Below are 19,329 nucleotides of genomic sequence, written 5' to 3' on the forward strand. Positions count from 1 at the left end.
GCGCGTAACAGAAACAAAGACTAGAGCCGCTCCGGCCCGAACGCGTCGGGCAGGACCTCGCTCATCGGCTTCACGCCGGACGGCAGCTCGACCAGCAGATCGGGCCCGCCGTGCTCGTACAGCAGCTGGCGGCAGCGGCCGCACGGCATCAGCAGACCGCCGCTGCCGTCCACACAGGTGAACGCGGTCAGCCGGCCGCCACCGGTGGCGTGCAGCATGGAGACCAGGCCGCACTCGGCGCACAGCGCGAGTCCGTACGAGGCGTTCTCCACGTTGCAGCCGGTGACCACCCGACCGTCGTCCACCAGCGCGGCCGCGCCGACCGGGAACCTGCTGTACGGGGCGTAGGCGTGGGTCATCGCCTCGCGCGCCGCCGCCCGCAGTGCCTCCCAGTCGACCGCCGCCGCGGGGGCCGTCACTTGCCCTGGCCCTTGCGGTAGATCTGGCCGTCGGCCTTCGGCGGCCGCAGCCGCTGCGAGGCCAGCGAGAGCACCACCAGGGTGATCACGTACGGCGTCGCCACGATCAGCGGACGCTGCACCTCCTCGGTGGTGGCGTACCAGACCGCCAGGCCGCCGGCCACCACGAAGGTGATCAGCGCGGCCGGGATCTTGCGGCGGTACAGGTTCCAGAGCGCCAGCAGGAACATGGCGATGGCGACCACCAGGATCAGCACGTGCACCGACTCCGGGTCACGCAGCTGGAGGCTGTCGGTGAAGCCGAACAGACCGGCGCCCATGGCGAGGCCGCCCGGCATCCAGTTGCCGAAGATCATCGCCGCGAGGCCGATGAAGCCTCGGCCGTTGGTCTGGCCGTCCTTGTAGAAGTGCGCCGCGACCAGCGAGAGGTACGCGCCGCCGAGGCCCGCGAAGGCGCCGGAGGTGATGACCGCGAGGTACTTGTACTTGTAGACGTTGACGCCCAGCGACTCGGCCGCCGTCGGGTTCTCGCCGCAGGAGCGCAGGCGCAGGCCGAACACCGTGCGCCAGAGGGCGAAGTAGCTGACCACGATCAGCGCGCCGGCCAGCAGCACGACCACCGAGATGTTGGTGACCAGACCGCCGAGCACGCCCGCGACGTCGGACACCAGGAACCAGTGGTGGGTCTCGATGTCCTTCAGCCCGGAGGAGAGCCCAGGGATGGTGATGTACGGCAGCGGATCGGCCGGCGGGGACTGGTTCGCCCCGGCGCCGACGGAGATGTAGTCCTTGTAGTAGATCCGGTTGACGTACGCGCAGATGCCGGGGATCAGCAGGTTGACGCCGACACCGGAGACGATGTGGTCGACGCCGAAGGTCACCGTGATGACGGCGTGCAGCAGACCGCCGAGCGCACCGCCGAGCATGCCGGCCACCAGGCCGAACCACGGGTTGACCAGGTAGCCGCCCCAGGCGCCGCAGAAGGTGCCGGCGACCATCATGCCTTCGAGGCCGATGTTGACCACGCCGGCCCGCTCGGACCAGAGGCCGCCCAGACCGGCCATGCCGATCGGCACGGCGGCGCTGAGCGCGGCGGTGACCTGGCCGGAGGAGGTCAGCGAGTGGTTGCCGGTGGCCATGCCCACGGCGGAGAAGAGGACCAGGGCGCCCGCGATCAGCAGCAGCACCACCGGCCAGGACAACTTGCGCTTCTTGGCGGGAGCGCCCGGCGCCTTCGCGCGGGCAGCGGTGGCCGTGCTCATGCGGACACCTCCTTCTTCTCGTTGGCGGCAGCCTGGGCCGCGAGCTCGGCGCCGACCTTCTGCTGCTGGCGCTTGAGGCCGTAGCGGCGCACCAGCTCGTAGGCGACGACGACGCAGATGACGATGGTGCCCTGCATGACCGGGACGATCTCGAACGGGAAGCCGCCCTGGAGGGGCAGCTGCGAGCCGGTGGCGTCCAGGAAGGCGAACAGCAGCGCGGCGAAGGCCATGCCGATCGGGCTGTTGCGGCCGAGCAGGGCGACCGAGATGCCGAGGAAGCCGAGGCCGCCCTGGAAGCTCTGACCGAAGTTGTACGAGTTCTGCAGCAGCTCGGGCATGCCGATCAGGCCGGCCAGCGCACCGGAGACCACCATCGAGGTGACGACCATGCGCTTGACGTTCACGCCGGAGGCGGTCGCGGCGGTCTCGGAGCGGCCGGTGGCGCGCAGGTCGAAGCCGAAGCGGGTGCGGGTCAGGGTGAACTGGAAGGCCACGCCGACCAGGATCGCGATGAAGAGGAAGCCGTAGAGCGGCCCGCCGTCGGTGTTGATCGCGAAGAAGTGGCTGGACTCCGAGACCGGGCTGGTCTGGATGGAGTTGCTGGTCGAGCTCTTCTCCGGCGCGAAGATGCCGGGGACGAGCAGCAGACCGACGATCGCCACCGCGATGGCGTTCAGCATGATGGTCGAGATGACCTCGCTGACGCCGCGGAAGACCTTCAGCAGACCGGCGATGCTCGCGTACAGGCCGCCGACCAGCATGGCGGTGATCAGCAGCAGCGGGATCTGGATGAACGACGGCAGGTCGAGCCGGCTGCCGACGAACGCCGCGAACAGCGCCGCGACCTTGTACTGGCCCTCGACACCGATGTTGAAGAGGTTCATCCGGAAGCCGAAGGCGGCGGCCGCGGCGGCCAGGTAGTACGTGGTGGACCGGTTGAGGATGGCCACCTGGCCGTCCGACTTGGTGGCGTACGTGATCATCACGTTCCAGGCGTCGAACGGGTTCTTGCCCGAGGTCGCCAGGAGCACCGAACAGATCACGACGGAGAGCAGCACGGCGAGCACCGGCGCTGCGAGGGCGAGCACGATCTTCTCGCCGTCGAACCGCTGCGCCAGCTTGCTCTTGGCCGCGGGGTTGGGACTGGTCATGTGGCTACTCCCCCGCCTGCGGGTCGGCGGTGTCGGTGGGGGTGTCGGACGAGGTGGCGTCCTGGGCGGCGGCGTCCTCGGTGGAGCCGGTCCCGGCGGCCTCGGCCTCGGTGCCCTCCGCGGTGACCGCGTGGAACTCCTCGACGGCCTCGGGCTCGGACTCGATGTGGCCGCGGGCGGCACCGGTCATCGCGGTACCCAGGTCCTCGGCGGTGACCGTGGCCGGGTCGGCGTCGGCCACCAGACGGCCGCGGTAGATCACCCGGATGGTGTCGGAGAGGCCGATCAGCTCGTCCAGGTCGGCGGAGATCAGCAGCACCGCGAGACCGGCCCGCTGGGCGGTCCGGATGTGCTCCCAGATCTGCGCCTGCGCGCCGACGTCCACCCCGCGGGTGGGGTGGGCGGCGATCAGCAGCTTGGGGTCGTGGCTCATCTCGCGGCCGATGATCAGCTTCTGCTGGTTGCCGCCGGAGAGCGACGCCGCGGTGACCTCGATGCCGGGGGTGCGGACGTCGTACTCGTCGACGATCCGCTGGGTGTCCTTGCGGGCACCGGCCGGGTCGAGCAGCAGGCCCTTGGAGTTCGGGCTCTCGGTGACGTGACCGAGGATCCGGTTCTCCCAGAGCGGGGCCTCCAGCAGCAGGCCGTGGCGGTGGCGGTCCTCGGGGATGTAGCCGATGCCGGCCTCGCGGCGGCTGCGGGTGAGCGAGCCGGAGAGGTCCTTGCCGTCCAGCGTGACGGCGCCGCCGTCCAGCGGCAGCATGCCCATGATGGCCTCGACCAGCTCGGCCTGGCCGTTGCCCTCGACACCGGCGATGCCGAGGATCTCGCCCTTGTGGATCCGCAGCGAGATGTCGTCGAGCACCACGCGCTCGATGCCCTCGGCGTCGGTCTTGGCGATCCGCAGGTCCCGGACGTCGAGCATCTCGGTGGTGGTGACGGTCGACTCGCGGCTCCCCGGGGAGGGCAGCTCGGCGCCGACCATCAGCTCGGCCAGCTGGCGCGCGGTGACGTTCGCCGGGTCGGCGTCGCCGACCGTGGTGCCGCGCCGGATGACGCTGATCGCGTCCGCCACCGACAGCACCTCGTGCAGCTTGTGCGAGATGAAGATGACGGTGACGCCCTCGGCCTTGAGCTCGCGCAGGTTGCCGAAGAGCGCCTCGACCTCCTGCGGGACGAGCACCGCGGTGGGCTCGTCGAGGATCAGGATCTTGGCGCCGCGGTAGAGCACCTTGAGGATCTCGACCCGCTGGCGGTCGGCCACGCCCAGGTCCTCGACCAGCGCGTCCGGGCGCACGCCCAGGCCGTACTGGTCGGAGATCTCCTTGATCTTCGCCTTCGCCTTGGCCCCGATGCCGTGGAGCTTCTCGCCGCCGAGGACGACGTTCTCCCAGACGGTGAGGTTGTCGGCGAGCATGAAGTGCTGGTGCACCATGCCGATGCCGCGCGAGATGGCGTCACCCGGGGTGTTGAACTCGCACTGCTCGCCGTTGATCGCGATGGTGCCCTCGTCCGGCTTCTGCATGCCGTAGAGGATCTTCATCAGCGTCGACTTGCCGGCGCCGTTCTCACCCATGAGGGCGTGCACGGTGCCGGTGCGGACGGTGAGGTTGATGTCGTGGTTGGCCACGACGCCGGGGAAGCGCTTGGTGATGCCGCGCAGTTCGACGGCCGGTGTCGCCGTCCCCGCGCTGGGGGTACCGCCCTTGCTGAGGGCGGGGTCGGATGCGGTGATGGCGATCTCCTGGTGGTCTGGAGGCGCGTCGTTGCGCTGGAGGGCCAAGAAAATACGGTGGGGTACGGGACGGGGCCCGGGGGTACGCACTGAGCGCACCCTTCCGGGCCCCTCCCTGATGCTGCGTCAATCATTGCGCTGCCGGGCAGGCGGCAGCGGCAGCGACGTCCGGGCGCGCCTTACGGAGCGGTCGGGACGGTGGTGGCGCCGCTCTTGATGGCGGTGGCGGCGTCGTTGAGCTTGCCCTGGATGTCGTCGATCTTGCCGCCGGTGGTGGCGAGCGAGACGCCGTCGGCCTTCAGGTCGAAGTTCTTCACGCCGGTGAAGGGGGAGCCCTTCTTGGCGGAGTCGATGTAGGCGAAGACGGCCTTGTCGACGTTCTTCACCATCGAGGTGAGGATGCTGGCCTTGTACTTCGCCAGGGCGGGCTGGGCGGCCTGGTCGGAGTCGACGCCGATCGCCAGCTTGCCGGCGTTGGCGACGGCCTCGATGGCACCGTTGCCGGAGGAGCCGGCGGCGGTGTAGATGACGTCCGCGCCCTTGTCCAGCTGACCCTGCGCGGCCTCCTTGCCCTTGTCGGGCGAGTTGAAGCCGGAGAAGTCCGGGGGGGTGGTCAGGTAGGTGGTCTCGACCGCCATGCTCGGGTCGACGGACTTCACACCCGCCTTGTAACCGGCCTCGAACTTCTTGATCAGCTCGGACTGCACACCGCCGATGAAGCCGACGTGCTTGGTCTTCGTCTTGAGGGCGGCGGCCACACCGGCCAGGTACGAACCCTCCTGCTCCGAGAACGTCAGCGAGGTGACGTTGCTCGGCTGGGTGTCGGACGCCGAGTCGATGATCGCGAACTTGGTGTTCGGGTTGTCCTTGGCGACCTTCTCGACGGCGCCCTGGTACACGAAGCCGACCGCGATGATCGGGTTGTAGCCGGCGGTGACCAGGTTCTTGAGCCGGGTCTCCTTGTCGGCCTCGGCCTCACCGGTCTTGGCGTCGGCCTCGGTGACGGCGACGCCCAGGTCGGCCTTGGCCTTGTCGAGACCGCGGGCGGCGGAGTCGTTGAACGACTGGTCGCCACGACCACCGATGTCGTAGGCCATGCCGACCTTCAGGCCGCCCTCGGACGAGCCGGAGGAAGCGGTGGTGTCGTTGCTCTTTGCGCCGCAAGCGGCGAGCGAGGCGATGCCCAGGGAACCCGAGAGCACAACCGCAGCGAGCTTAGTAGAACGGCGCAAGGGAGTATCTCCTTCTCACACGCACCCGTTTAGCGTGGTCGGACGCCACCGTAACGCGCGTAGAACACGGTTGGGTCACAGGTCGCCGGAGCATTCGGGTTGTTATCAAACCGTGGTCTGACAGTCCTCCCGGGGCCCCTTTCCCGTACGCGGAGGGTGATCGGAACTGGCGCTGCCCAGTGTACGTAACCGGACAAAAAGCCAGGAAGCAGATAACTCGGGCGTTGCTCGATCGAGGCCCGGCCCGGTGAACCGACGACGGGCCCGGTCCGTTGCGGACCGGGCCCGGGACGCCCACCGCGGAGCGGACTACGCCCCCTCGGTCTCCAGCGCCAGCGCCGCGAACAGCTCCACGCCGATCCCGATCGCCCGCTCGTCCGCGTCGAAACGGCCCTGGTGAAGGTCACGGACCGTGCTGTCGCCGGGAGTGCGGACGCCGAGCCGGGCCAGCGCGCCCGGGGCGTGCTCCAGGTACCAGGAGAAGTCCTCGCCGCCGAGGCTCTGCTCGGTGTCCTCCACCACCTGGTCGGCGGCCGCCGTGGCGCGCCCCTCGTCCCGGTGCCCGAAACGGGCCGTCATCGCGGCCTCCAGCAGGCCCACCGAGACGGCCTCGTTGACCACCGGCGGCACCCCGCGGTGGTAGTCGAGCGTCCACTTCGCCCGGTAGGTCTCGGCCAGCTTGGCGATCAGCTCGTGCAGCAGGTCCGGCGCCTCGCGCCAGCCCGCCAGCTCCAGGCAGCGGACGGTGCCCTCCAGCTCGGCGTGCTGCGGGATGACGTTGGGGGCCGAGCCCGAGGCGATCCGGCCCCAGACCAGGCTGACGCCCCAGCGCGGGTCCATCCGGCGGGACAGCGCGGCCGGCAGGTCGGCGGCCATCCGGGCGATCGCGGTCACCAGGTCGGTGGTCAGGTGCGGGCGGGCGGTGTGGCCGCCGGGGCCGTCCAGGTGCAGCACCAGGCGGTCGCAGGCCGAGGTGATCGCCCCGGTGCGCAGCGCGATCCGGCCGGCCTCCACCTTCGGGTCGCAGTGCACCGCGAAGATCCGGCCGACGCGGTCCATCCCGCCGGCGGCGATCACGTCCAGCGCGCCGCCGGGCATCAGCTCCTCGGCGGGCTGGAAGATCAGCCGGACCGGGCGGCGCAGCTCGCCGGACCGGGCCGCCTCGGCGAGCACCAGGGCGGTGCCCAGCACGACGGAGGTGTGCACGTCGTGGCCGCAGGCGTGGGCCCGGCCGGCGACGGTCGACCGGTACGGCACGTCCGTCTTGGCGTCGTCGATGGGCAGCGCGTCGATGTCGGCGCGGAAGGCCAGGAACTCGGCGCCGCGCGGGGTGCCCTCCGGGACGATGTCGACGATCATCCCGGTGCCGCCGGGCAGCACCCGGGGGGCCAGACCGGCGGCCGTCAGCCGGTCGCGCAGCAGGGCGGTGGTGCGGAACTCCTGGCGGCCCAGCTCCGGGTGGCGGTGCAGATCGCGGCGGAACGCGATCAGCTCCGGCTCCAGCGCCGCGACACGGTCGCGCAGGGCGGCGACGGGGCGGGCAGCGGTGGGCATGACGGCCGGCTGGGCGGACTCAGGACGGTTCATCTCAACAAGGGTAGGCCTGTTGGGGGGATTTGGCCCGACTTCCCGAAAAGAAGTCCCCGTATGGGCGCATAGGGGCTGAGCAGGTGGGTATGACATCTCGTTTCAGTCGCCTTCCCCGGGTTGCGTGCCCTGTGCAACGACGACCCGCACCGGCGGTCACGGGGCCACTCCGACGGGGGATTGACGCCGTTCGGGACGGCTGGAGGACCCACCGGGGTGGACGTCCCCCACCGCGGCGCGGGCCCCGGTCGGCGTCATTGAGATGATCGGACGAGCGACCGACGTACTTCCCCCGACCGACGCGTTCCTCCAGGGAGTGGCAATGACCGAGCAGAAGGTGGCCGTGGTCACCGGAGCCAGCAGTGGAATCGGCGCGGCGACCGCCCGCCGGCTCGCGGCCGAGGGCTTCGAGGTGGTGCTGACCGCCCGCCGCACCGAGCGGATCGAGGAGCTCGCCAAGGAGCTCGGCGGCCGCGCCCACACCCTGGACGTCACCGACCGGGCGGCCGTGGACGCCTTCGCGGCCGAGGTCGGCCGGGTGGACGTCCTGGTCAACAACGCCGGCGGGGCGATCGGCGCGGAGCCGGTCGAGGCCGCCGACCCGGCCGACTGGCTGGCGATGTACCAGGTGAACGTGCTCGGCGTGCTGCACATGACGCAGGCCCTGCTGCCCGCGCTGCGGGCGAGCGGCGACGGCACCGTGCTGGTGCTCTCCTCCACCGCGGCGCTGGCCGCGTACGAGGGCGGCGGCGGCTACGTGGCGGCCAAGCACGCGGCCCACACCATCGCGGCCACCCTGCGGCTGGAGCTGTGCGGGGAGCCGATCCGGGTGATCGAGATCGCCCCCGGCATGGTCAAGTCCGAGGGCTTCGCCGTCACCCGCTTCCGGGGCGACGAGGAGAAGGCCGCGGCCGTGTACGCGGGCGTCGCCGAGCCGCTGACCTCGGACGACGTCGCGGACACCGTCGCCTGGGCGGTGACCCGGCCCCCGCACGTCAACATCGACCTGCTGGTCGTCCGCCCACGCGCCCAGGCCGCCAACCACAAGGTGCACCGGGTCTGACGGCCGGGCGGCGCGGGCGGGCGGTCCGACGCCGGGGCCATGATCCACGCGGTCACCCGGCAGTGATACATACGTGCGATGAGATCTCTTCGGGCCGCCCGCCCGCGCTTTCTGCTGACCGCTTTCGCGGCCGGCACCCTGCTTCTCGGCTCCGCCTGCAACGACAGCACCAAGCCCGCCCAGGACGGGGCCGCCGCGGCCCCGTCGGCCGCCCCGGCCACCCCGACGGCCACCCCGGCCACCCCGACGCCGACCGCCAAGCCCACCGGCGCCGACGACCCCGCGCTCAAGCCGTTCTACGGCCAGCAGATCGCCTGGGCCGCCTGCCCGGCCGACCCGCAGGCCGCCCGGGCCAAGATCGACATATCCGCGATGCTCTGCGGCCGGCTGCACGTCCCGCTCGACTACACCGCCCCCGCCGCCGACGCCCTCGACCTCGCGCTGATCAAGCTGCCCGCCGCCCGGCCGGACCAGCGGCTCGGCTCGCTCATGGTCAACCCGGGCGGCCCGGGCGCCTCCGGCGTCGAGATGGTCAAGTACGGCGCCACGGAGTACGACGGCACCCTGCACGACCGCTTCGACGTGGTCGGCTTCGACCCGCGAGGCACCGGCGAGAGCTCCCCGGTGGTCTGCTACGACGACAAGCAGCACGACGAGGTCAACCAGCGTGACACCCCGCTGGAGCCGGCCGCCCGCACCGCCGACCGGGTCAGGAACGCCACCGACCACGCCGCCGCCTGCCAGGCGAAGTCCGGCCGGCTGCTGCCCTTCGTCGGCACCCGCGACGCCGCCCGCGACCTGGACGTGCTGCGCGCCGCCGTCGGCGACCGGAAGCTCAACTACCTCGGCATCTCCTACGGCACCTACCTCGGCGCGCTCTACGCCGAGGAGTTCCCGCAGAACACCGGCCGGCTGATCCTGGACGGCGCCGTCGACCCCGCCCAGGACCGGCTGGACCACGGCGTCGACCAGCAGATCGGCTTCGAGAAGTCCTTCGAGCGCTTCGCCGCCGACTGCGTGAAGAACCACGCGGCCGAGTGCCCGCTCGGCAAGGACCCGGCCAAGGCCGCCCAGAAGGCCGCCGACTTCCTGGACGGCCTGTACGGCCACCCGATGACCGCGTCCGACGGCCGGAAGGTCGGCCGCGACCTCGCCTGGACGGGCGTCATCAGCGCGCTCTACGGCGACGAGAAGACGTCCTGGACGTACCTGCGCAACGCGCTCGGCTGGGCCATGGTCGGCCACAAGGTGGACCCGCTGCTCGCCTCCGCCGACGGCTACGACGGCCGCGACGAGAAGGGCCACTTCAGCCCGATGGAGGAGGCGAACCGCGCGATCAGCTGCGCCGACGCCGCCCCGCCGGCGCCCACCGCGGAGCGCGCCCAGCAGGCGGTGGCCAGGCTCCTGGCCGAGGCCCCGCTGGTCTCCAAGGGCGTCACGGTGGAGGACTACAGCGAGGCCGGCTGCGCCCGCTGGCCGTTCCGGACGACGGAGCGGCCGCACGCCGTCCGCGCCGAGGGCAGCGCGCCGATCCTGGTGGTCGGCACCACCGGCGACCCGGCCACCCCGTACGCCTCCGCCGAGGCGCTCGCCAAGGGCTTCGCCGACGCCACCCTGCTGACCCGGGTCGGCGAGGGGCACGGCGCCTTCGGCAAGGGCAACGGCTGCGTCGACGCCGCGCTGACCGCGTACCTCGTCGAGGGGACGATGCCGGCGCCGGGGACGCGCTGCTCCTGAGTGGAGCCGGCGGCCGAAAGGCCTGGACGACTAGCAGATCTGAACGGGGAGGGCGCTGACACCGAGGTGTCAACGTCACAACTTGATAGCTCGATCGGATGAATTCCGCGTGCGCTCTCCCCAACTGATGACTGCTCAACTACCGTTGAGCCGCTGCCCGGCGGGTCTCGAACACCGCCCCGCGGCCTCATACTTCACCTGCTTCACCACCCCCTTTCACCGGCACCTTCCCGCCCTCACGAGGAGGACCCGCTGGCCAGCGACATCCCGTCACCGCGGCTCGATCCCAGCTCCGAGCCGACCCTCCTCGGGTTGCACCGCTTCAACGAGGCCGACGCCGGCGCGGCCGAGGAGGCCCTCCTGGCCTGCTGCGGCAGCCACCGCTGGGCCCTGCGGCTCACCGCCCACCGGCCCTACCCCGACATAGAGTCCCTGCTGGCCGCGGCCAGCGAGGCCTCCTACGACCTGCGACCGGCCGACCTGGCCGAGGCGCTGGCGGACGAGAGCTGGATGCCGCAGCCGCTCCTGGGCATGCGCGCACCCGGCAGCCAGGCGGCGCACACCGCCCTTCGCGCCGCCCACGCCGCGTACGAGGCCCGGTTCGGGCACGTCTTCGTGGTCTGCCTGGAAGGCGTGGCCCCCGAGGAGATGCTCGACACCGTGCTCAGCTCGATCCGCACCCGGCTGGCGCACGACCCGGACGAGGAACGGCTGATCGCCTCGGACGAGCTCCGCCGGATCGCCCTGACCCGGCTGGAGCACCTGGTCGCCACCCACTCCGAGGCCGGAGCCCGCTGACCCGGGCCCGCCCTCACCCGCGCGCCTGCGCGGCGCGGAGCTTCGCCACCTGCTGCCGGACGATCCGCTCGTCCGGCACGGGGGCGGGCTCCGCGCCGACGCCGACGGTGGTGAGCACCGCCAGCACCGGTCCGACCCGGGCCACCACGGCACGCTGGGCGAGCACCACGCTGCCCGACTCACTCGTCAGGGTGAACCCGGTCACCGCGTCGGCTCCCCCGGGCGTGGGCGTGTCGTCCCGGAGCAACCGGTGCCTGGTCCGCACCGGCTTGCGGCTCTTCTCCGCCGGCGGCGGCGGCGCGCTGGAGACGAACGAGGCGCACGGGCCGAACAGCTTCTCCAGCTCCGCCTGCAGCTGCGCCGCCCGCCCGGCCCGGTAGCCGAGCAGTCCTCCGTACACGCCCCCCTGGGGATCGGCCGCCCGCGCCACGCTCAGATCGGTCTCCGCGTAGGGATCCCCCGGGCCCGGCGGCGCGGTGGCGCCGCCCGCCGCCACCGCCGGGGTCACCGCGTCCAGCAGCGGCTGGCAGACGGGCAGGTCGGAGACCTCCCGGCCGCCGCCCGAGCCGGTCTCGCCGTGACCGGGCGTCATCACCGTCACCGTGTACCCGGCCCCCAGGTCTCCGTCGGCCACCGCGGCCGCCCGCAGCTCGGCGGCGGACAGCTCGCGGGCCGGCGCGGCCCGGTCGGCGGAGCCGCCGACCGTGGTGCAGCCCGCGGCGAGCAGCAGGGCGCAGACCGCGACGGCGGGGGACGGGCGGCGGGGCGGGCTGAGCGGCACGGGGGCCTCGGCAGAGTGTCGGCGACGGAAGCGGCGGCCACGGTAGCGCAGTCGAACGGTCACGCTGCGTGGCCGTGGGGCCTCCCGAGCCGCCCGGGTTCCCGCCGCACTAGGCCAGTCGTGCCTGATTGATCACACCTCGGGCCCCCGGAGGCGGTTCGCAATAACGCGTCGATAGGATGCTGGCGGCCGGTGGACCGTACCCGGCCGGGCTGACCGACACCGAAGCCGGCCGAGCCCCCAATCGCTTCCGGAGGGTTTTTCCGTGCCGGCTGGAACGCTGTACCGCGGCCGGGAAGGCATGTGGAGCTGGGTGGCTCATCGAGTCACCGGCGTCCTCATCTTCTTCTTCCTGTTCGCTCATGTCCTGGACACCGCACTGGTGCGAGTGTCGCCCGAGGCGTACGACTCTGTGATTCAGACGTACAAGACGCCCCTGGTGAACCTGATGGAGTACGGCCTGGTGGCCGCCATCCTGTTCCACGCCCTCAACGGCCTGCGGGTCGTCGCCGTCGACTTCTGGTCGAAGGGTCCGAAGTTCCAGAAGCAGATGCTCTGGACCGTGGTCGGGGTGTGGGTCGTCCTGATGGCGGGCGCCTTCTACCCGATCCTTCAGCACACGCTGACCACCTGGTTCGGGAAGTGATCTGAGACATGTCCACGGAAATCTCCGACGCCCTGGTGGTCCCCTCCGCCCACGCGCACACCGGCAAGGGCCTCGGCACCGGCAACCCCGCCGACGCCTTCGTGGTCGAGCCGGCCCGCCAGCGGACCAAGAAGACCCCGCGCCGCACCCGGACCAACTTCGAGATGCTGGCGTGGCTCTTCATGCGCCTGTCCGGCATCGTCCTGGTGGTCCTGATCCTCGGCCACCTGCTGATCATGCTGGTGCTCGACGGTGGCGTCTCCAAGATCGGCTTCGCCTTCGTGGCCGGCCGCTGGGCCTCGCCGTTCTGGCAGGGCTGGGACCTCCTGATGCTCTGGCTCGCCATGCTGCACGGCGCCAACGGCATGCGGACGGTCATCAACGACTACGCCGAGAAGGACTCCACCCGGCTCTGGCTGAAGGGCCTCATGGGCGCCGCAACGGTCTTCACCGTGCTGCTCGGCACCCTGGTCATCTTCACCTTCGACCCGAACATCTAATCGGCAGAGGCCAGAGGCGAGTTAGAACCCCCATGCAGATTCACCAGTACGACACCGTCATCGTCGGCGCCGGCGGCGCCGGCATGCGCGCGGCCATCGAGTCGACCCAGCGCAGCCGCACCGCGGTGCTCACCAAGCTCTACCCCACCCGGTCCCACACCGGCGCGGCCCAGGGCGGCATGTGCGCCGCCCTCGCCAACGTCGAGGAGGACAACTGGGAGTGGCACACCTTCGACACGGTCAAGGGCGGTGACTACCTGGTCGACCAGGACGCCGCCGAGATCATGTGCAAGGAGGCCATCGACGCCGTCCTCGACCTGGAGAAGATGGGCCTGCCCTTCTCCCGCACCGAGCAGGGCCGGATCGACCAGCGCCGCTTCGGCGGTCACTCCCGCAACCACGGCGAGGCCCCGGTCCGCCGGTCCTGCTACGCGGCGGACCGCACCGGCCACATGATCCTCCAGACGCTGTTCCAGAACTGCGTCAAGCACGGTGTCGAGTTCTTCAACGAGTTCTACGTCCTCGACCTGCTGATCAACGAGGGCAGGACGGCCGGCGTCGTCGCCTACGAGCTGGCCACCGGCGAGATCCACGTCTTCCAGGCCAAGTCGGTCGTGTTCGCCTCCGGCGGCACCGGCAAGTTCTTCAAGGTCTCCTCCAACGCCCACACCCTCACCGGTGACGGCCAGGCCCTGGTGTACCGCCGCGGCCTGCCGCTGGAGGACATGGAGTTCTTCCAGTTCCACCCGACGGGCATCTGGCGCATGGGCATCCTCCTCACCGAGGGCGCCCGCGGCGAGGGCGGCATCCTGCGCAACAAGGACGGCGAGCGCTTCATGGAGCGCTACGCCCCCGTCATGAAGGACCTCGCGTCCCGTGACGTCTGCTCCCGCGCGATCTACACCGAGATCCGCGAAGGCCGCGGCTGCGGTCCGGACGGCGACCACGTCTACCTGGACCTCACCCACCTGCCGCCGGAGCAGCTGGACGCCAAGCTCCCGGACATCACCGAGTTCGCGCGCACCTACCTCGGCATCGAGCCCTACACGGACCCGATCCCGATCCAGCCCACCGCGCACTACGCGATGGGCGGCATCCCGACCAACGTCGCCGGTGAGGTGCTGCGCAACAACACCGACGTCGTCCCGGGCCTGTACGCGGCCGGCGAGGTCGCCTGCGTCTCGGTGCACGGCGCCAACCGCCTGGGCACCAACTCGCTGCTGGACATCAACGTGTTCGGCAAGCGCGCGGGCATCGCCGCCGCCGACTACGCGCAGACGGTGGACTACACCGAGCTGCCCGAGAACCCGGCCGAGAAGGTTCAGGCGCTGGTCGAGGGCCTGCGCGAGTCCACCGGCACCGAGTCCGTGGCGCAGATCCGCAAGGAGCTGCAGGAGACCATGGACACCAACGCCATGGTCTACCGCACCGGCGCGACGCTGAAGCAGGCGGTCGAGGACATCGCCGCGCTGCGCGAGCGCTACAAGAACGTCTCCATCCAGGACAAGGGCTTCCGTTACAACACGGACCTCCTGGAGGCCGTCGAGCTGGGCAACCTGCTCGACCTGGCCGAGGTGCTGGCCGTCTCCGCGCTCGCCCGCGAGGAGTCGCGCGGCGGTCACTACCGCGAGGACTTCCCGACCCGTGACGACGTGAAGTTCATGCAGCACACCATGGCGTACCAGGAGGTCGCCGAGGACGGCACCACCTCCATCCGCCTCGACTACAAGCCGGTCGTCACGACCCGGTACCAGCCGATGGAGCGTAAGTACTGATGAGCACTCCTACTGCGGAGAAGCACTCGGCCGCTCTGGACGCGGCCGAGGCGGGCGGCGTCCAGCTGATCACCGTCACCTTCCGGATCCGCCGGTTCAACCCGGAGGAGCACCCCGACCCGGTGTGGGTCGACTACCAGCTGACCCTGGACCCGAAGGAGCGCGTCCTGGACGCGCTCAACAAGATCAAGTGGGAGCAGGACGGCACCCTCACCTACCGCCGCTCCTGCGCGCACGGCATCTGCGGCTCCGACGCGATGCGGATCAACGGGCGCAACCGGCTGGCGTGCAAGACCCTGATCAAGGACGTCAACCCGGAGAAGCCGATCACGATCGAGGCCATCAAGGGCCTCACGGTCCTCAAGGACCTGGTCGTGGACATGGATCCGTTCTTCCAGGCGTACAAGGACGTCATGCCGTTCCTCATCACCAAGGGGAACGACCCGACCCGCGAGCGCCTGCAGTCCGCCGAGGACCGCGAGCGGTTCGACGACACCACCAAGTGCATCCTGTGCGCCGCGTGCACGTCGTCCTGCCCGGTCTTCTGGAACGACGGCCAGTACTTCGGCCCGGCCGCGATCGTCAACGCGCACCGCTTCATCTTCGACTCGCGCGACGAGGGTGCGGAGCAGCGGCTGGAGATCCTGAACGACCGTGAGGGCGTCTGGCGCTGCCGGACCACCTTCAACTGCTCGGAGGCCTGCCCCCGCGGCATCGAGGTCACCAAGGCGATCCAGGAAGTGAAGCGGGCCCTGGTCACCCGCCGCTTCTAGTTCCTGCCCGAGCACGCCGAGGCCCCGTCCGATCACCCGATCGGACGGGGCCTCGGCGTTGCGGCTACTCGGCGGCGGGCTCGCGACGGGTGGCGCGGAGGCCGCGGAGGCCGATGGCGCCGACGGCGACGCCGAGGACGAAGGAGGTCACGGCGAGCAGGAGGTGGATCCAGAAGAACGCGGTCGGCTGGGAGTGGTCGCCGTCGGTGAAGGCCTGGCCGCCGGAGTCCTTCCAGAGGTTCTTGACGAAGGTGATCCAGATGATCATGGACCAGACGCCGAAGGCGGTCAGGAACCAGGAGGTGCGGCGGCTGAGCTTCATGGAGCGTCCTCGGCGGCTGAGGTGAAGATGGTGTGCGGTTCCAGTATGCGCAGGCGGCCGTTCGGCGTACGGTGGCCCCCTCCTGTGGAGGACGGGCCCGAAGGGGCGGACGGCGGCGGCCCCGACTGGGTACGGTCTGCTGGTGCCCACACGCCGTAAGCTCGCACACCTGCTCGTCGCGTACGCCGCGGCGCTCCCCGTCCTCCTCGCCGCCCCGGTGGCCGTCGCGGCCCCGCACGAGCCGCCGCCCCCGCCGGCCGCGATCGGGGGCGAGAGACTGGGGCTCCCCGGTGCCCAGGTGGCACCCCTGCCCGGCGCCCCGGCCCTGCCGGGGGATCTCACCGGGCGGTCCTGGATAGTCGCCGACGCGACGTCAGGAGAGGTGCTGGCGGCCAGCAACCCCCATCTGCGGCTCGCCCCGGCCAGCACCCTGAAGATCCTCTTCGCGGACACCGTGCTGCCGAAGTTCGACCGCAACCTGGTGCACCGGGTCGAGGACGCGGAGATCCAGGGGATCGGCGCCGGCAGCAGCCTGGTCGGCATCAAGGAGAACCTGGACTACCGGGTCGAGGACCTCTGGCGCGGGGTCTTCCTCAGCTCGGGCAACGACGCGGTGCACGTCCTGTCGCACATGAACGGCGGGGTCCAGCAGACCGTCGCCGAGATGCAGGCCCGCGCGGACGCGCTGCAGGCCCGGGACACCCGGGTGATCTCCCCGGACGGCTACGACATGGACGGCCAGCTCTCCTCGGCCTACGACCTGACCCTGTTCGCCCGGGCCGGGCTGCGCAATCCCGACTTCCGGATGTACTGCGCCACCCGGGACGCGCAGTTCCCCGGCGCGGTGGACAAGAACACCGGGCAGCGGGGCAGCTTCGGGATCGCCAACACCGACCGGCTGCTCGGCAAGTACCTGGGCCTGATCGGCGTGAAGAACGGTTTCACCACCGAGGCCGGCTCGACCTTCGTCGGCGCCGCCGAACGGAACGGCCGCACCCTGCTGGTGACGGTGATGCACCCCTCGACGTACCAGAAGGTCTACGACGAGACGGCGGCGCTGCTGGACTGGGGGTTCGCGGCGGCCGACAAGGTCACCCCGGTCGGCAAGCTGGTGGACGAGGCGCCGGCCGGCGGGGAGCCGACCGGACAGGCGGGTGGCACCGCCGGTGCGCCCGCGCCGCCGCCGCACCCCTCCCCGAGCGCCTCCCCGACCGCCCCGGCGGCCGCCGCGGCCGGTGGTGACGGGGGCTCGGGCCCCGGCCCGGCCGGCTGGGTGGGGATCGCGCTGGCCCTCGCGGCGGGCGGCGCCGGTGCGCTGTTCCTGCTGCGGCGGCGCGGCGGCCCCGCCGCCGACTGACGGCGGTGCCGTCGGGGGCCCGGTCTCACTCCCGGGGCCGGGCCTTCGGCGTGCCATCCCCGCCGTCCCCGTCACCCTCACCGTTCCCGTCACCCCCGCCGTCCTTGCCGTCCTTGCCTTCCTTGCCTTCCTTGCCTGCGGTGGCGGCGTCGTCCCGCTCGGCCGCCTCCGCCTCGTTCGCGGCCTTCAGCATGGCCCCGGCGCGCTCGCGGGCCCGGTCGCGGGCGGCGGCCGGGTCGGCCAGCGCCGTCCAGGCGACGCAGTACATCAGCAGCCGGGAGACGAAGTTGATCCAGAGCAGCAGCGCCACCGGCACCCCGAAGGCCCCGTAGAGGCTCTTGCCCGCGACCGAGCCCAGGTAGGAGGCGAGCAGGATCTTCAGCAGCTCGAAGCCGACCCCGCCGATCAGCGCGCCCTGCACCACGTCCCACCGGTGCTGGCCGCCGATCCGGGGGAAGGGCGCCAGCAGGTAGGCGAAGAGCACCATGTCGGAGGCGACGGCGATCAGCAGGCCGACGCCGGTCAGCAGGTAGCCGCCGGGCCCGCCCGTCCCCAGGCCGATCCAGCCGGCGATCCGGCCGGCCAGCGTCGTCCCGGCGGCCGAGGCCGCCAGCGAGAACAGCGAGACCAGGCCCAGGCCGCCCAGCACCAGGCAGTCCCAGGCCTTGCGCAGGATCGGGTTGCCCTCCTCCTCCGGGAGCTGCCAGACGTCCCGGATCGAGGTGCGCATGGTGTCGACCCAGCCGAGGCCGGAGATCAGCAGCAGCACGCCGCTGACCAGGCCGACGGCGCCCGCGTTGGCCACCAGCGAGTTGAGGTTGAGCGCGTCCGAGATCCCCGGCAGCTGGTCGGAGATGTGCTTCTGGATCTCCTCGACCCGGGAGTCGGTCAGGGTGGCGACCGCGATCGCCAGCGCCACGGTGAGCAGCGGGAAGAGCGCCAGGAAGCCGAAGAAGGTGACCGCGCCCGCCAGCCGGTTGCCGCGCGCGGCGGTGAAGTGCTCGTACACGCGGTACGGGTGGCTGCGCAGGACCCGCGCCACGAGCGGGCCGATGACCGGGAGCCGGGTGAGGAAGTCCACCTGTCCGGTTATACCGGCCGTTCGCCCGAACGGCCGTCAGGCTCGGCGGGCGGCAAGGGGTTCGATAGGCGCCGCGGCCGCCGGGGTCAGCGCTTCAGCAGACGGCGGGCCCCGGCCAGCACCCGGACCGTGCGGTAGGCGCCGTACCGGCCGTGGCTCAGCAGCTCGGTGCGCACCCCCGCCACCCCGGCGGGCGGCGTGTAGCCGGCCGGGCGCAGCCGGGCGCAGTGCTCGGCGGCCCGGCGGAAGTACTCGCGGCGGTCGCGGGGCGGGACCCGGCCGGGCTTGGAGACCACGGTGTTCAGGTGGTGCAGCATCCGGCCGTAGACCACCGGGCGCCAGCGGTCGAGGTCCGGGCGGCCGTCCAGGAAGGCGAAGACCAGGTCGTACTGGGCGAAGACGTCGAAGTGCTTGCGCGAGGCGGTGGCGAGGATGTTGCCGCCCTCCTGGCGCTGGCGGTAGTGCACGCCGACCTGGTCGAGCAGGGTGATGCTCCCGGCGGCGAGCAGCGCCGGGTAGGTCCAGGGGGTGTCCTCGTAGTACCCGGCGGGGAAGGTGAGGCCCTGCTCGGCGACGAAGCCGCGGCGGTAGGCCTTGTTCCAGACCACCTGGAGGAGGTCCAGCAGGTCGGGGCGGCGGTCGAGGTCGAAGACGTCCGGGGAGTCGGCGCCGAAGACGTGCGCCGAGGCGGCCTTGGTGATCCGGCCGTCGGCGTAGGTGCGGGCGTAGTCGTAGACCAGGACGTCCGGGTCGCCGCCGGCCGCCAGCCGGTCGTCGACGGCCTTGAGCAGGCCGGGGGTGAGCGTGTCGTCGCTGTCCAGGAAGATCACGTAGTCGCCGGTGGCGACGGCCAGGCCGGCGTTGCGGGCCCGGCCGAGGCCGACGTTCTCCGCCAGGTGCAGCACCCGCACGCGCGGGTCGCGGGCGGCGGCCTCGTCGAGGATCGCGCCGCAGCCGTCCGGGGAGCGGTCGTCCACCGCGATCAGTTCGAAGTCCGGACCGCCCTGGCCGAGCACCGAGTCGAGGCACTCGGGAAGGTACTCCTCGACCTTGTGGACGGGGACGATGACGCTGAAGCGGGGCATGGCCACAGAGTAGTGGCCCCCCGGA

General features: G+C 71.4%; 18 protein-coding genes. 8 read left to right on the forward strand and 10 right to left on the reverse strand.

Annotated elements, in window-relative coordinates:
- Positions 1 to 20: 20 nt before the first annotated feature.
- The 6 genes from ABT263_RS17340 to ABT263_RS17365 all read right to left on the reverse strand — a co-directional run bounded on the left by ABT263_RS17340 (position 21) and on the right by ABT263_RS17365 (position 7,353).
- Positions 21 to 419 carry a cytidine deaminase gene (locus tag ABT263_RS17340; RefSeq protein WP_329488014.1) on the reverse strand — a complete coding sequence of 133 codons (399 nt, stop codon included), beginning with the start codon at positions 417 to 419 and terminating at the stop codon, positions 21 to 23.
- Positions 416 to 1,681, reverse strand: a complete 1,266-nt coding sequence (locus ABT263_RS17345) for an ABC transporter permease (protein ID WP_352291250.1) — start codon at positions 1,679 to 1,681, stop codon at positions 416 to 418. Before ABT263_RS17345 ends, ABT263_RS17340 begins: the two co-directional genes overlap by 4 nt.
- Positions 1,678 to 2,832 (reverse strand): ABC transporter permease, encoded by a 1,155-nt coding sequence (locus tag ABT263_RS17350; protein ID WP_329488016.1) that lies wholly within the window; start codon positions 2,830 to 2,832, stop codon positions 1,678 to 1,680. Before ABT263_RS17350 ends, ABT263_RS17345 begins: the two co-directional genes overlap by 4 nt.
- 4 nt (positions 2,833 to 2,836) lie before the next feature.
- Positions 2,837 to 4,408 (reverse strand): ABC transporter ATP-binding protein, encoded by a 1,572-nt coding sequence (locus ABT263_RS17355; protein ID WP_396486174.1) that lies wholly within the window; start codon positions 4,406 to 4,408, stop codon positions 2,837 to 2,839.
- A gap of 338 nt (positions 4,409 to 4,746) precedes the next feature.
- Positions 4,747 to 5,799 carry a BMP family lipoprotein gene (locus ABT263_RS17360; protein WP_329488017.1) on the reverse strand — a complete coding sequence of 351 codons (1,053 nt, stop codon included), beginning with the start codon at positions 5,797 to 5,799 and terminating at the stop codon, positions 4,747 to 4,749.
- A 309-nt stretch (positions 5,800 to 6,108) separates the two neighbouring features.
- On the reverse strand, positions 6,109 to 7,353 hold the full coding sequence (locus ABT263_RS17365) for an amidohydrolase (RefSeq protein ID WP_352291300.1): 1,245 nt from the start codon (positions 7,351 to 7,353) through the stop codon (positions 6,109 to 6,111).
- Between the two features lie 355 nt (positions 7,354 to 7,708).
- Between ABT263_RS17365 and ABT263_RS17370 the strand changes: the two genes are divergently transcribed.
- The 3 genes from ABT263_RS17370 (at position 7,709) to ABT263_RS17380 (ending at position 10,984) form a co-directional block, all read left to right on the forward strand.
- Positions 7,709 to 8,449: an SDR family oxidoreductase gene (locus ABT263_RS17370; RefSeq protein ID WP_352291251.1), complete on the forward strand. Its 741-nt coding sequence runs from the start codon at positions 7,709 to 7,711 to the stop codon at positions 8,447 to 8,449.
- 78 nt (positions 8,450 to 8,527) lie between these two features.
- Positions 8,528 to 10,186, forward strand: a complete 1,659-nt coding sequence (locus ABT263_RS17375) for an alpha/beta hydrolase (protein ID WP_352291252.1) — start codon at positions 8,528 to 8,530, stop codon at positions 10,184 to 10,186.
- A gap of 312 nt (positions 10,187 to 10,498) precedes the next feature.
- A complete protein-coding gene (locus ABT263_RS17380) occupies positions 10,499 to 10,984 on the forward strand; it encodes a 2-oxo-4-hydroxy-4-carboxy-5-ureidoimidazoline decarboxylase (RefSeq protein WP_329488020.1) in 486 nt (161 codons plus the stop codon).
- A 13-nt stretch (positions 10,985 to 10,997) separates the two neighbouring features.
- Here ABT263_RS17380 and ABT263_RS17385 read toward each other — a convergent pair whose 3' ends face one another.
- Positions 10,998 to 11,765: a hypothetical protein gene (locus ABT263_RS17385; protein ID WP_352291253.1), complete on the reverse strand. Its 768-nt coding sequence runs from the start codon at positions 11,763 to 11,765 to the stop codon at positions 10,998 to 11,000.
- 265 nt (positions 11,766 to 12,030) lie between these two features.
- On the opposite strand from ABT263_RS17385, the gene sdhC reads away from it, so the two are divergent.
- The 4 genes from sdhC to ABT263_RS17405 are packed head-to-tail and all read left to right on the forward strand — an operon-like array spanning position 12,031 to position 15,459.
- Positions 12,031 to 12,411, forward strand: a complete 381-nt coding sequence (gene sdhC / locus ABT263_RS17390; RefSeq protein WP_329488022.1) for a succinate dehydrogenase, cytochrome b556 subunit — start codon at positions 12,031 to 12,033, stop codon at positions 12,409 to 12,411.
- 8 nt (positions 12,412 to 12,419) lie between these two features.
- Positions 12,420 to 12,911, forward strand: a complete 492-nt coding sequence (locus ABT263_RS17395) for a succinate dehydrogenase hydrophobic membrane anchor subunit (protein WP_329488023.1) — start codon at positions 12,420 to 12,422, stop codon at positions 12,909 to 12,911.
- 32 nt (positions 12,912 to 12,943) lie between these two features.
- Complete coding sequence (gene sdhA, locus ABT263_RS17400; RefSeq protein WP_329488024.1) at positions 12,944 to 14,686, forward strand: succinate dehydrogenase flavoprotein subunit; 1,743 nt, start codon at positions 12,944 to 12,946, stop codon at positions 14,684 to 14,686.
- Positions 14,686 to 15,459 carry a succinate dehydrogenase iron-sulfur subunit gene (locus ABT263_RS17405; RefSeq protein WP_352291254.1) on the forward strand — a complete coding sequence of 258 codons (774 nt, stop codon included), beginning with the start codon at positions 14,686 to 14,688 and terminating at the stop codon, positions 15,457 to 15,459. The genes sdhA and ABT263_RS17405 overlap by 1 nt, the downstream gene beginning before the upstream one ends.
- A 64-nt stretch (positions 15,460 to 15,523) precedes the next feature.
- Here ABT263_RS17405 and ABT263_RS17410 read toward each other — a convergent pair whose 3' ends face one another.
- A complete protein-coding gene (locus ABT263_RS17410) occupies positions 15,524 to 15,781 on the reverse strand; it encodes an SCO4848 family membrane protein (RefSeq protein ID WP_352291255.1) in 258 nt (85 codons plus the stop codon).
- 142 nt (positions 15,782 to 15,923) lie between these two features.
- Between ABT263_RS17410 and ABT263_RS17415 the strand changes: the two genes are divergently transcribed.
- Positions 15,924 to 17,138, forward strand: coding sequence for a D-alanyl-D-alanine carboxypeptidase family protein (locus tag ABT263_RS17415; RefSeq protein ID WP_352291256.1), 1,215 nt, complete (start codon positions 15,924 to 15,926; stop codon positions 17,136 to 17,138).
- Positions 17,139 to 17,163: 25 nt separating this feature from the next.
- Here ABT263_RS17415 and ABT263_RS17420 read toward each other — a convergent pair whose 3' ends face one another.
- The gene (locus ABT263_RS17420; protein ID WP_352291257.1) at positions 17,164 to 18,219 is read right to left on the reverse strand and encodes a YihY/virulence factor BrkB family protein; all 1,056 of its coding nucleotides are present in this window, start codon (positions 18,217 to 18,219) and stop codon (positions 17,164 to 17,166) included.
- Positions 18,220 to 18,305: 86 nt separating this feature from the next.
- Positions 18,306 to 19,304, reverse strand: coding sequence for a glycosyltransferase family 2 protein (locus ABT263_RS17425; RefSeq protein WP_329488028.1), 999 nt, complete (start codon positions 19,302 to 19,304; stop codon positions 18,306 to 18,308).
- Positions 19,305 to 19,329: the final 25 nt, after the last annotated feature.

This window comes from Kitasatospora sp. NPDC001603 (assembly GCF_040298365.1).
GTDB lineage: Bacteria > Actinomycetota > Actinomycetes > Streptomycetales > Streptomycetaceae > Kitasatospora.

Excerpts from the sequence above, each read along its gene's own strand:
- ABT263_RS17355 (WP_396486174.1), bottom strand. The coding sequence starts at position 4,408 with ATGGGTGAGAACGGCGCCGGCAAGTCGACGCTGATGAAGATCCTCTAC.
- ABT263_RS17350 (WP_329488016.1), bottom strand. The coding sequence starts at position 2,832 with ATGACCAGTCCCAACCCCGCGGCCAAGAGCAAGCTGGCGCAGCGGTTC.
- ABT263_RS17425 (WP_329488028.1), bottom strand. The coding sequence starts at position 19,304 with ATGCCCCGCTTCAGCGTCATCGTCCCCGTCCACAAGGTCGAGGAGTAC.
- ABT263_RS17345 (WP_352291250.1), bottom strand. The coding sequence starts at position 1,681 with ATGAGCACGGCCACCGCTGCCCGCGCGAAGGCGCCGGGCGCTCCCGCC.
- ABT263_RS17410 (WP_352291255.1), bottom strand. The coding sequence starts at position 15,781 with ATGAAGCTCAGCCGCCGCACCTCCTGGTTCCTGACCGCCTTCGGCGTC.
- ABT263_RS17370 (WP_352291251.1), top strand. The coding sequence starts at position 7,709 with ATGACCGAGCAGAAGGTGGCCGTGGTCACCGGAGCCAGCAGTGGAATC.
- ABT263_RS17405 (WP_352291254.1), top strand. The coding sequence starts at position 14,686 with ATGAGCACTCCTACTGCGGAGAAGCACTCGGCCGCTCTGGACGCGGCC.
- sdhA (WP_329488024.1), top strand. The coding sequence starts at position 12,944 with ATGCAGATTCACCAGTACGACACCGTCATCGTCGGCGCCGGCGGCGCC.
- ABT263_RS17375 (WP_352291252.1), top strand. The coding sequence starts at position 8,528 with ATGAGATCTCTTCGGGCCGCCCGCCCGCGCTTTCTGCTGACCGCTTTC.
- ABT263_RS17395 (WP_329488023.1), top strand. The coding sequence starts at position 12,420 with ATGTCCACGGAAATCTCCGACGCCCTGGTGGTCCCCTCCGCCCACGCG.
- ABT263_RS17365 (WP_352291300.1), bottom strand. The coding sequence starts at position 7,353 with ATGCCCACCGCTGCCCGCCCCGTCGCCGCCCTGCGCGACCGTGTCGCG.